This is a genomic window from Colwellia psychrerythraea, assembly GCF_000764185.1.
Taxonomy (GTDB): domain Bacteria; phylum Pseudomonadota; class Gammaproteobacteria; order Enterobacterales; family Alteromonadaceae; genus Colwellia; species Colwellia psychrerythraea_B.
In genome coordinates, this window is record NZ_JQEC01000006.1 from 1 (window position 1) to 12363 (window position 12363).

General features: G+C 38.5%; 14 protein-coding genes. 5 read left to right on the plus strand and 9 right to left on the minus strand.

Annotated elements, in window-relative coordinates:
- Positions 1–415 precede the first annotated feature (415 nt).
- Positions 416–955: a gamma carbonic anhydrase family protein gene (locus tag GAB14E_RS18825; protein ID WP_033080906.1), complete on the plus strand. Its 540-nt coding sequence runs from the start codon at positions 416–418 to the stop codon at positions 953–955.
- A gap of 20 nt (positions 956–975) precedes the next feature.
- Here GAB14E_RS18825 and GAB14E_RS18820 read toward each other — a convergent pair whose 3' ends face one another.
- The 9 genes from GAB14E_RS18820 to GAB14E_RS18780 form a co-directional block, all read right to left on the minus strand.
- The gene (locus GAB14E_RS18820; RefSeq protein ID WP_033080907.1) at positions 976–1209 is read right to left on the minus strand and encodes a hypothetical protein; all 234 of its coding nucleotides are present in this window, start codon (positions 1207–1209) and stop codon (positions 976–978) included.
- 8 nt (positions 1210–1217) lie between these two features.
- The gene (aroE, locus tag GAB14E_RS18815) at positions 1218–2051 is read right to left on the minus strand and encodes a shikimate dehydrogenase (RefSeq protein ID WP_033080908.1); all 834 of its coding nucleotides are present in this window, start codon (positions 2049–2051) and stop codon (positions 1218–1220) included.
- Positions 2052–2175: 124 nt separating this feature from the next.
- Positions 2176–2847 (minus strand): OmpW/AlkL family protein, encoded by a 672-nt coding sequence (locus tag GAB14E_RS18810; RefSeq protein ID WP_033080909.1) that lies wholly within the window; start codon positions 2845–2847, stop codon positions 2176–2178.
- A gap of 223 nt (positions 2848–3070) precedes the next feature.
- On the minus strand, positions 3071–3643 hold the full coding sequence (gene tsaC / locus GAB14E_RS18805) for an L-threonylcarbamoyladenylate synthase type 1 TsaC (RefSeq protein WP_231561975.1): 573 nt from the start codon (positions 3641–3643) through the stop codon (positions 3071–3073).
- Between the two features lie 5 nt (positions 3644–3648).
- Positions 3649–4152: a 5-(carboxyamino)imidazole ribonucleotide mutase gene (gene purE, locus GAB14E_RS18800; RefSeq protein WP_033080911.1), complete on the minus strand. Its 504-nt coding sequence runs from the start codon at positions 4150–4152 to the stop codon at positions 3649–3651.
- A 96-nt stretch (positions 4153–4248) separates the two neighbouring features.
- Entirely contained in the window at positions 4249–4824 is a 576-nt protein-coding gene (locus GAB14E_RS18795) for a DNA topoisomerase family protein (protein ID WP_033080912.1), read from the minus strand.
- A 136-nt stretch (positions 4825–4960) separates the two neighbouring features.
- Positions 4961–5434, minus strand: coding sequence for a DUF494 family protein (locus GAB14E_RS18790; RefSeq protein ID WP_033080913.1), 474 nt, complete (start codon positions 5432–5434; stop codon positions 4961–4963).
- Between the two features lie 19 nt (positions 5435–5453).
- A complete protein-coding gene (dprA, locus tag GAB14E_RS18785; protein ID WP_033080914.1) occupies positions 5454–6605 on the minus strand; it encodes a DNA-processing protein DprA in 1152 nt (383 codons plus the stop codon).
- Positions 6606–6686: 81 nt separating this feature from the next.
- Positions 6687–7775, minus strand: coding sequence for a LysM peptidoglycan-binding domain-containing protein (locus GAB14E_RS18780; protein WP_033080915.1), 1089 nt, complete (start codon positions 7773–7775; stop codon positions 6687–6689).
- A gap of 154 nt (positions 7776–7929) precedes the next feature.
- Between GAB14E_RS18780 and def the strand changes: the two genes are divergently transcribed.
- The 4 genes from def to trkA are packed head-to-tail and all read left to right on the plus strand — an operon-like array spanning position 7930 to position 12199.
- The gene (def, locus tag GAB14E_RS18775) at positions 7930–8436 is read left to right on the plus strand and encodes a peptide deformylase (protein ID WP_033080916.1); all 507 of its coding nucleotides are present in this window, start codon (positions 7930–7932) and stop codon (positions 8434–8436) included.
- A 42-nt stretch (positions 8437–8478) separates the two neighbouring features.
- A complete protein-coding gene (fmt, locus tag GAB14E_RS18770) occupies positions 8479–9462 on the plus strand; it encodes a methionyl-tRNA formyltransferase (protein ID WP_033080917.1) in 984 nt (327 codons plus the stop codon).
- Positions 9463–9470: 8 nt separating this feature from the next.
- Positions 9471–10793 carry a 16S rRNA (cytosine(967)-C(5))-methyltransferase RsmB gene (rsmB, locus tag GAB14E_RS18765; RefSeq protein WP_033080918.1) on the plus strand — a complete coding sequence of 441 codons (1323 nt, stop codon included), beginning with the start codon at positions 9471–9473 and terminating at the stop codon, positions 10791–10793.
- Positions 10794–10822: 29 nt separating this feature from the next.
- Positions 10823–12199, plus strand: a complete 1377-nt coding sequence (gene trkA, locus GAB14E_RS18760) for a Trk system potassium transporter TrkA (RefSeq protein WP_033080919.1) — start codon at positions 10823–10825, stop codon at positions 12197–12199.
- Positions 12200–12363 lie beyond the last annotated feature (164 nt).

Sequence of the window (12363 nt, forward strand, 5' to 3'; positions counted from 1 at the left end):
TTTTTTTCTATTTAAAGTAAAGTATTTTAAAACACCTTAAAACGAGACGTTAAGTTAACTGGTTTAGCTTAAAAGCAAGTAGATAACTTATCAAAACATCCACTTGGCTAAGGTTTTCACCTGAACCCCTTGGAACTGGAGCGCATTGTAGAGAGTTTTATAATTATATCAACCCTTTTCTAGCTAAAATCGCATTAATCCCTTATTTGTTTAACTTTAACACAGCCCTTGTATAGGTTTGCTTCGAAACGTTCATTACTTAGCTTGTTTTATTTTTATTCACTTCAAATATTTAATTTAACCTTATAACTTTATTGAGTACTAAGCTGTTCTAATACTGGTTTTATTGACTGTTTGTGTTAATTTCTCTAGCTCTTGCTATTAATTTAAATTGCAGCTTTGCAATAGGTGCCACATGAGTATAACTAACATACGCCCATATAAAGGAACCCTGCCCTCACTTGGTTTAGATAACTATATCGATATTTCTGCCGTTTTGGTTGGAGATATAACTTTAGCTGCTGATGTCAGCATCTGGCCGTTAGTCGCAGCCAGAGGTGATGTAAACACAATTACCATTGGCGCCCGTACGAATATACAAGATGGTACTGTGTTACATGTCACGAGAAAAAGTCCCAATAATCCAAACGGAAATCCACTAATAATTGGCGACGATGTAACTATTGGTCATATGTGTATGCTGCACGGTTGTCAGCTTGGCAACCGGATCCTAGTAGGCATGGGCGCTATAATTATGGACGGTGTTATGGTCGAAGATGATGTCTTTATTGGCGCAGGTAGTCTAGTGCCACCAAATAAAGTGTTGGTTAGCGGTTATTTATATGTTGGTAACCCAGTAAAACAAGTTAGGCCTTTAAAGGAGAGTGAAGCGGCCTTCCTTAAACAGTCAGCCATAAACTATGTCGAACTAAAAAATGATTATCTTAGTGAATGATCAATTACCAAACAAAATAGTTAGCGCATTTGTATGTGGATAGTATTTCCCTCTGGTTCATTTTTTTCGAGCCAGAGTTCAACTATTTCTTCTAAATCAAATTTTGTACAGGTATCAATTTCACCCAGTCTTTTCAACTGCAATGAATGAAAGTACACGGTGATCGCTTGACCCGATAATAACGCGGTAAAACTCCAAGCGTCTTGCTCAACATCAAATGATAAATCATCATTAAACATAATAGCTTGATTCATACATACTCCTACGTTTTATTTAAAGTAGCTCGTAATTTTTCAATAACAGGTTTTACATTCGGTGTAATGCCGCGCCAAATTGCAAAACTAACAGCGGCTTGACCAACCAACATTCCTAAACCATCGATAACTTGTTTTGCTCCTTGGGCTTTAGCCCATTGAATAAAAGCAGTTTCATTTTTACCATAAACCATGTCATAGCAGATAATTTCATTCGTTATTATCGATGCAGGGATTGAAGGTAAATCACCAGATAAACTCGCCGATGTAGCATTAATGATTAGGTCAAATTTCTGTCCTATTGTCTCATCAAAACTACAAGCACTAAGTCGTTCATCATCAAAATGTCGACAAAGAGCCTTTGCCTTGCTTACCGTTCTATTAGCAATAGTAATCACATTAGGGTTTTGCGCCAGCATAGGAAGCAGCACGCCCCTGACAGCCCCACCTGCACCTAATATCAGAATTTTACTTTGCTTTAAAATAACACCGTGCATTAATAAGTCTTGGACTAACCCTTCACCGTCAGTATTATCACCAAATATTTTTCCCTCTTCAAAGGTAAGTGTATTAACTGCACCCGCTAACGACGCTCGTTCAGTGAGTTCATCGGCCAATGCCAACGCTTGCTCTTTAAAAGGTACTGTTACATTAGCACCTTTCCCACCTTGATGAATAAAGTCGGTAACCGCAGCAGAGAAACCATCAATAGCAACTAATTGCTTTTGATAGTTGATTATTTGCTGGCTTTTGCTAGCAAATATATGATGGATATCTGGCGAGCGAGAGTGTTCAATTGGATTGCCAAATACGCGATATTGATCCGGGGTAATTTTTGTCATAGTGGGTTATAAAAAGCTAAGATATAAAGACAGCCTAACTGAAGCTACATTTAATGAAAACAAAAAAACAGTAACTCTTTAGAATAAGTTACTGTTTCTTATTTCAAATTACTACAACTATATATTAGAATCTATAGCCAAGCATAATGGAGTAAACCATAGGGTCAACATCAATACTTGCTTTACCAATACTTTCACCACCAACATCAAAAGTGGCATCTGAATTGATATCAATGTAGCGAACTGATGCATTTACATGCCATTTATCATTAATATGGTAGTCTGCACCAACTTGAACAGAGTAACCAAAAGAGCCATCTAACTCTAAATGACTTAAACCTAAACTTGCTGGAGCTGACTCGAACTCCTCATCAAAAAATATTGTGTAATTTAAGCCAATACCTACATAAGATTTAAGCGAAGTTCCAGTATCGAAATAATACAACGCACTTAGTGTTGGTGGTAAGTGGCTTACTTCAGCTAACTTTGCACCATCTACACCTAAAACACCATTTGGATCTTGGATTGTTACATCATGAGTAAATGGAGTTGCGGCAAGTAGCTCTACCGCCCAGTTACTATCAAAGAAATACACCAGGTTTAAACCTAACTGCGTTTTATCATCAACAGTAAGAGTCATTGTTGAATCATCCCCTCCTAAGAGAATTGGTGTTTTACCCGTATCAGGTGCAACCATAGTTAAACCACCACGAACGAGTATATCACCGGCTTGATTGGCTAATACTACTGTAGGAAGAGTTGATAATAATGCGAGTGCTAATAGAGTTTTTTTCATGAGTCCATATCCTTAAAATAATTATGAATATGATAACCTTGCTTCAGCAACAAAATTTGATTTAGCGCAAGCTTTACAGCTGAGTAATTACTTTAACTTCATAATTTGATATAGATCAATTTTTTGGGGTGTTAAAATAAATACAAATTGAATACAGCAACTTAGTGACAAAAATCACAACTATTTTACTATAATAGTGTAAATTAATTTTTCTGTTGTGTTATTAGGGTCTTAATATTTTGCTAGTAATACCATCAATAATGGTAGAAGGACTGTTGTTACCTAATGTATTAGTCTTTATTAGATAATCTAACTGTGTTGGAAATTGCATCACTACATTTTGCCATGTAGTTGCTGCTGACTGGCCTGAGAGGTTGGCACTGGTAGAAATAATAGCTTTGCCTGTTTTTCTACATAAGGCAATAACATCAGGGTGCTGGGTGATTCTAACCGCTATGGTTTTGTACACTCCAGATAATAGTGGGGAAATATTATTATTTATCGGTAAAACTTGAGTTATAGCACCTGGCCAACGAGATAATATTTGCACCTTTTGCTGTTCAGATATGGCTGCCTCATCGATGTACGGTTGCAATTGACTATAATTGCTCGCTAAAAGGATAAAACCTTTATCAGGTGAACGTTGTTTAAGACTCAGCAATCTTTCAATTGCTGAGGTATTGTCAGGATCACAGCCCAAACCAAAAACGGCTTCTGTAGGATAAGCAATTATACCACCCTGTGCAAAAGTTTGTGCCGCAGCTTCAATCATAGATTTCTGTGTTATACCCGACAAATTAACTAGCTCAATTTTGCTTGCATAGCTTCATCTTTTGCCAATAACGCTTTAGCATTGGCAACACGCTCAGCTTTCACTTTATCAGCAATAGACTGATCAGCAACACCTAAGATTTGCGCAGCTAAATAACCAGCGTTTTTAGCTCCGGCTTTACCGATAGCAACGGTAGCAACAGGAATTCCACCTGGCATCATAACTGTTGATAATAAAGCATCATGACCTTGTAATGGACCATTGTCTACTGGAACACCAATTACTGGACGTGTTGTCATACCTGCAACGGCGCCAGCCAAATGTGCAGCTAGACCAGCAGCACAAATAAATACTTTACAACCACGCTCTTCTGCATCTTTTACATAAGCTTTAGCTGCATCTGGAGTTCTGTGAGCTGAACGAACACGTACTTCATGCTCAATACCAAATGTCTTTAGGATATTGATAGTAGCTTGCATTACAGGTAGATCTGAATCAGATCCCATTAAAATGGCAACAAAAGTTGATGTCATATTATTTCTCATTTATTAAAGGTTAAGTTTAAAGTTTAGGTTTTCAAATTATTTATAATTAAGTTACTACTCTGCAAAGTCTTACTGATGGTCAAATTATAGAGGTTTACTTTTATAACTGCATTTTTTTTGTGGGCAGCTTAATATGTCACCGTTAGCCATAGAACGTTTGATAAGTACTGGCCATTTACACTGAGGGCAAACTTGTGCCACAGGTTCATTATTTAATACGTATTTACATTTTGGATATTGATCACACGAATAAAAAGTTTTTCCAAAACGATTGGACTTCTCTTTTAATTGACCTTGCTGGTCTTTACTCTGACACGAAGGACAAGCTATATCAGTACTCTCTTGCCTTTGACTTTCTTCAATATGGTGACAATCGGGGTAATTTGTACAGCCAATAAACATGCCATAACGACCTTGTTTAACGGCTAAATTATGTCCACATAAGGAGCACTCAGTGCCAGGAAGTACAGTATCATCAACCCGTTCATGTTCTACAACAGCTCGTGTGTATTGACAATTAGGATAGTTTTCACAGCCCAAGAAAGGGCCTGATTTCCCGTGTTTGATGGCAAGTTCAGAGCCACATTCAGGGCATGTTTGATAAGCTTTTTCTAATGCATGTTCATGATGAGAGAATAATGGCTTATCTGATTCAGACATATACTAAATAACTACAAGTATTTTTCATAAAATAATGTCGCTATTATGCCACAGTCCTTATTTTAAAAATATGCTAGCTGGCAATTGACTTGTGATTAAGTGTAATCATAAGTCAATTGATTTAATTAAAGCTAACTTAATGCAATGGACCTTCTTGTTCTTCAAATATTAAGTCTTCTAATTGTGAGTAAGCAGACTCTTTACCTGGAACATTAAACAACACCATTAAAATAACCCACTTAAGGTCATCCATAGAGAAGTACTTAGTATCAAGCTCCATTACTCTATCAATCACCATTTCACGCGTAGTAAAATCAAGCACATTTACTTGTTCTAGAAATAATATAAAACCACGACTTGGCGTATCAAGTAATTGCATTTCTTCTCTAGTGTAGATACGTACCGACTTACTACCGACTCTAGTTAGATAAGGATAAGTGTCTGTATCTTGTAAGGCGGCAAGTTTTTCTAACCAATTTAATGCTTTATATATTTCATCTTGATGGAATCCTGCTCGTGTTAATTCGTCTGTTAACAGCTCATGATCCACCATGGCTTCAGCGTCATTTTGGATATACGTTTCAAAAAGATACATTAAGATATCGAACATAATTAGCCCCTTATATACTTTATTGCGTTCTAATGTAGCCACCAGGTACCGCAGTTACCAGACCACTTAGCTCAAGCATTGTTAATCGAGTTAACACTTCCTCTACGGGAAGTTCACTTCGTAAAACAACTTTATCTACGGGAGTAATCTCAAATCCCACACTAGCCAACAATGCATCGTTACACAAGCCTTTTTGATTTTTTTCATCGACTCCTCTATTAGTATCTTGAACCACGGGCATTAACAATTGTTCTTTACTATTTAAGTGTAGACTAGGTTGCTCAGCAAAAGCGAACTCCTCTATTATATCGGCACATTGCTCAACTAGTTTAGCGCCTTGTTTAATTAACCAATGACAACCTTTCGCTTGCTGGTTTTTAATAGAGCTTGGTATAGCAAAAACCTCTCTATTTTGCTCAAGTGCACAGCGAGCAGTGATCAAAGAGCCACTTTTTAATTCAGCCTCCACCACCAAAACACCTAGACTCAAACCGCTAATAAGTCGGTTTCTTTTTGGGAAGTGCCCTGCTCTAGCTGGTGTGCCAGGTAAAAATTCACTAATAACGGCGCCACCTGATGCAATTATTTGTTGTGCCAACGATAAGTGTCTAGCGGGATATACTTGGTCTAATCCCGTAGCCACAACTGCTATAGTGCCGGTGTCTTCATTAAGGGCACCACGGTGGGCAGCCGCATCGATACCTAGAGCTAAACCACTAGTGATGACAATATTTTGTTGGGCAAGCTGTTCACATAATGAAAATGCGGTATCTCTGCCTCCCGCACTGGCGGAACGACTCCCTACTACGGCTAGCTGAGGAGCATTGAGTAATGATGAATTCCCCTGAATAAATAGCACTAGGGGCGGATCATAAATTTGCTTAAGTAATTGCGGGTAACGCATATCGTCAAAGCAAACGATGTCACTATTGCATATACTACTTGCATGAATAATTTGAGTTATATACTGCCAGTTCGGCCGATAGAAATAGGAAAGTTGTTTGGCACTTAGGCCGTTGGCAGAGGTTAAAACTGAAGGTTGACTATTAAACGAAAAAAGCGCGGTTAAACCAAAGGTTTCAACCAGCGCTCTTTTTTTGTGGATGGCTAACCGTGGAACAAGTCTTAAAGCTAACCAATAATCAACATTACTTTTACTACGATTAATCATTACTTGCCTTCTCCCTAAGAACAAGTTTTAAGCTTTATTTCCCCCTGACTTAAGAGGGGAAATAAAGCATTTAACAGCTGGTTATTCGGGTGCAGTAATCAAATCACTTATTCTGGCAGGTTTTTCAGTATGTAAAATAAGTGCCATGCTTGCTTTTTGATAAACCTTAAATACCATTAATTCACCCAATTTCTCTTCTGGCATTTTATAGTCTCCACCGGTAATTTTATTCCAACTTGATGTTTCAGCAACGTAAGCTGGGCCATTGCCAGTAGCAACTACTGCTGGGCTAGGACGTTTTATCGCCATCACATCACCAACGGTTACTTCGTGCTCTAAGCCTCTGTTAATCATAACAACTTCTAACTTAGCGAATTCACGTCCATCACTTGTTGCTTTGACAATAGCACCACGAAGTGATGCTTTGGCCGCTTTCATAGAAAAAACAGCGGGTAATAATTGCCCTTCATTTACAGGTACTACATAGTTACCAGCATGAATTTCTCTTTTAACTGAGCCGACTTTCATCGTAGATGGCACGTCATTTTCAATGTCACCACGTTTTATTACCTGCCCGGTACCCACTAAGTTGACATAAAAACCTAAAGAGTCATCAGTTTCAGGATCAAAAATTTCTTCGCCTTTATCATAAATAGCATAACTTTGAGCAATATCTAAGTCGGCATTAACATAAACTTTAAAGTCATTGATGGTCATTCTATAACCTTCGTCACTACCAATTATATAGGGTAATGCTGCTAGCTCATCTTCAGTGAATAAGTGGTCATACCTAACAAATGGAGCGATAACTTCTAACGGTAATAAAGTAATCGAAGAGTCTTTTTTCTGCTCTTGTCTAATCTTCGGAGACCATTTATAGCTTGGTTTTACCGGCTCTACCACTAACATCGGCTCACCCTTTTCATCAAAAACAAGCCTTAATACATCACCAGGGTAGATTAAATGAGGATTGTTAACTTCCGGATTTAAACGCCATAACTTGGGCCACAACCAAGGTTGTTCAAGAAAAAGTGCTGAAATATCCCATAAAGTATCACCTTTGACTACTACATGCGTTTTAGGTGCGTCATCATTAAGTTTTATCTGATCGGCAAGGGCAATCAATGGTAAAGACATTAAAGATAGCGAGAGTATTATTTTTTTAAGCATAGAGCTCATTCCTTTTTCGTGCTTACTGCTATAACGCACTATAAGTATTAGTTATATTGAGTGACTTAAAAATGCAGGTTTCAGTTACAGTTACTTGAGTATATAATTAAAACATAACATTCTAGATGAATTATCGCTAATTCTTTTAAAAAATATGACTATTTTACCTGTTTTACGTTTTCCAGATCCGCGTTTAAGAACTAAAGCGCAGCCTGTTACTGAAATTACTGATGCTACGGCAACAATTATAGACGATATGCTGGCAACCATGTATGAAGAAAAAGGCGTTGGACTTGCCGCTACCCAAGTAGATATCCATCAACGAATTGTTGTTATGGATACCTCTGAAGATAGCGATCAACCTTTAATACTTATTAACCCAGAAATTATTGCTCGCAGTAATGAAACTTCAGTCAATGAAGAGGGGTGTTTATCCGTTCCTGGAACTTATGCCAAAGTTGATCGCCATGATGCATGCACGGTAAAAGCACTTGATCGCCATGGTAAAGAGTTCACTTTAAGCGCTACCGACTTACAAAGCATTTGTATACAACATGAACTTGACCACTTAAATGGGGTGTTATTTGTTGATTACCTTTCGCCTTTAAAACGTCAACGCATTCAAAAAAAGCTTGAAAAAGAAGCTCGTTTAGCAAAATAGTAACAACTAAGTAAGCACACACTTACCACTATAGGACTCCACTTGGCTACTCCATTAAATATAATTTTTGCAGGAACTCCTGACTTTGCTGCACAACATTTAGCAGCATTAATCAATTCGGAACATAACGTCATTGTAGTATATTGTCCGCCAGATAAACCTGCTGGCCGTGGTAAAAAACTAACAGCTTGTGCTACCAAATTGCTTGCTCTAGAACACAATATTATTGTTGAGCAACCGATTAACTTTAAAAATGAGGCTGAGCAAAAACAACTGGCTGAATATAATGCTGATATTATGGTTGTGGTTGCTTATGGTCTGTTATTACCTGAAGTCATTTTAAATTCTCCACGCTTGGGCTGCATTAACGTGCACGGATCTATTCTACCTAAATGGCGTGGTGCTGCGCCAATTCAACGTTCACTTGAAGCGGGTGATAAGAAAACAGGTGTCACCATAATGCAAATGGATAAAGGCCTTGATACGGGCGATATGATATTAACGGCCGAGTGCGTAATAGAAAATACTGACACTAGTGCTAGCCTTTATGAAAAGCTTGCCAATTTAGGCCCTACTGCATTAGTCGAAACACTTTCATTAATGGCTGAGCCTAATTTTCAAGCAATGGATCACAATGTTGCTCAAGATAATGAACTGGCAACTTACGCGCACAAATTAGATAAAGCCGAAGCCGAGCTTGACTGGCACCTAAATGCTGACGAATTAGACAGAAAGATTAGGGCTTATATCCCTTGGCCTGTATCTCAATTCACCTTCACTGAGTCTGAAGGTAAACAGCACAGATTACGCGTATGGCAAGCATCGGTTCAAGAATATCAAGGCAGCTCAATTCCCGGTACGATACTAAAAGCAGATAAACAAGGTATAGAAATAGCAACAACCAAAGATGCAATACGCCTAGAGGTTATTCAACTGCCTGGTAAAAAAGCATTGGCAGTGAAAGATATCCTTAATGGTCGCAGCGAATGGTTCACTGTTGGCAGCCCTATCAACAAGCTTGGTTAAGAGAAAGAATGACAATTAATATAAGAGCTCTTGCAGCAAAGTGTTGTTACGCCGTTATAGATCAGGGACGTAGCTTAAGTGACGAACTACCTAGACAACAAGACAAGTTGATGGGTAAAGATAAAGGTTTATTACAAGAAATTTGTTATGGTGTACTGCGTTATCTACCAGAATTAGAAAACGATGTTCGTCACTTAGTGCAAAAACCAATTAAGGGTAAGCAGCGAGTATTTCATTTTTTGCTTTTAGTGGGGGTTTATCAAATTAGGTATATGCGTATACCCGACCACGCATCAGTTAGTGAAACAGTTTCGGCTACCAAAACATTAAAAAACAACCACATGAAAGGGCTTGTTAATGCTGTGCTTAGAGGGTTTCTTCGTACTCTTGAGGCCGAAAACAAACTAGAAAACAAGACAAATAAAAACCTACCAGACCCGATAAAATATAACCATCCAGGTTGGTTTATTAAAAAATTACAACAAGGTTATCCTGAGCAATGGCAAGCAATACTCGATGCTAACCAACGAAGGCCGCCGATGTGGTTACGCACCAATCAACAGCACCATACTAGTGAGCAATATCAAACCTTACTTATTGAAGCAGGAATTGAAATAGCTAAGGTTGAAGCAAACTCCCAAGCCATTGCTCTTGTTAAACCACTCGATGTCGCTAAATTACCTGGCTTTGACCAAGGTTGGGTTTCAGTACAAGATGGAGCAGCACAGCAAGCCGCCCGCTTACTAGACTGTCAGCCAAATGACGTGGTATTAGATTGTTGCGCGGCCCCTGGCGGTAAAACATGTCATATCATTGAGCAAACACCTGATATTACCTCAATGACGGCAATTGATATTGAGGAAGCTCGGCTGACACGGGTTCATGAAAATTTAGATCGCTTAGGCCTAACAGCTGAAGTGATTGCTGCCGATGCCGCCAGTAAAGATTGGTGGTCTGGTGAGCAATTTGATCGCATTTTACTGGATGCTCCTTGTTCAGGTACTGGCGTTATTCGTCGTCACCCTGATATAAAGTGGTTACGTAAAGCCGACGATATTGATAAGTTAGTGATATTACAGCAGCAAATTCTTGACAACATTTGGTCGTTACTCAAACCAGGTGGCACCTTACTTTATGCTACCTGCAGTGTTTTACCTGAAGAAAACAGCCAACAAATATCTCATTTTATTGAGCAAAATGAAGACGCACAATTAATTGCCATTAACAGTAATAACCCTGATACTGATGAAAATGCTATCGGTTGGCAATTATTACCTGATGCTGAAAATATGGACGGTTTTTATTACGCCAAATTGTTAAAAATAAAATAATATAAATAACAGAAGCAGAAAAGTAACACATGAAAATAATCATAGTGGGTGCAGGACAAGTTGGCGGAACCCTAGCTGAGAACCTTGTTGGTGAAAACAACGATATTTCGGTAGTAGATATAGATGGTGAAAAGCTACGTGAACTACAAGACAAAATGGATTTACAAGTCGTTACTGGTCAAGGCTGTCACCCCGATGTATTGAAAAGTGCTGGCGCTGAAGATGCTGATATGGTGATAGCGGTTACTAGTGACGATGCCACTAATATGATCACTTGCCAAATATGCTCGTCATTATTTAACACACCAAAAAAAATAGCCCGTATCCGCTCTAATGATATATTAAAATATTCTGATCAGCTTTTTCATAAAAAACATATTCCTGTTGACCATATTATTGCCCCTGAACAACTAGTGACTCGAGATATTGCCCGGCTGATTGATTATCCAGGCGCACTGCAAGTACTAGAGTTTGCTGATGGAAAAGTTAGCCTAGTGGCAGTAAAAGCCTACTATGGTGGTTTATTGGTTGGCCATGCGCTGTCTACGTTAAGAGATCATATTCCTAATGTTGATACTCGAGTAGCGGCGATTTATCGTAATGGTAAACCTATTCGCCCGCTTGGCACCACAGTTATTGAAGCTGATGATGAAGTGTTTTTTATCGCCGCCAGTATTCATATTCGTGCGGTGATGAATGAATTACAAAAACTAGAAGCCGCCTATAAACGCATTATGATTGCCGGTGGTGGTAATATTGGAGCCGGTTTAGCACGTATTCTAGAAAAAGATCATCAAGTAAAACTCATTGAACGCTCACCAAAACGCGCAGAACAATTAACCTCCGAGCTAAATGACACCCTAGTTTTCGCCGGTGACTCTTCAGATCAAGAATTACTCACTGAAGAAAACATTGACCAATTTGATATTTTTATCGCGGTAACTAACGATGACGAAGCTAATATTATGTCATCACTGTTGGCTAAGCGACTAGGTGTGCGTAAAACCATGGTGCTTATTCAACGCGATGCTTATATAGATTTAGTGCATGGTAGTACTATTGATATTGCCATATCACCACAACAAGCAACAATTTCCGCATTACTAACTCATGTAAGACGTGGCGCAATCGATAATGTTTATAGCCTACGCGGTGGTGCTGCGGAAGCTATAGAAATTGTTGCTAAAGGAGATGAAAAATCCTCTAAAGTTGTTGGCCGGGCCATCAAGAATATTAAACTACCACCCGGTGCCACTATTGGTGCAGTTGTTCGCGGCAGTGAGGTGCTTATTGCTCACTCGAATACTTTAATACACGAAGAAGACCACGTTATCTTATTTTTGGTTAATAAACGCTACATTGGTGATATAGAAAAATTATTCCAAGTGAGTGCTATTTACTTCTAAAACCACTTTCATTAAATTTATATTTTTTTGTAGACAGATAAAATACAAGTTAAGAGAATAGCCCCCTTTTTTGACATAAACATTTACAGCTAATTACTTATCGTGCAAGTAATTAGCTGCAATAATCACTTCCAGATAAAACTCATTACAACCACATAAAACAA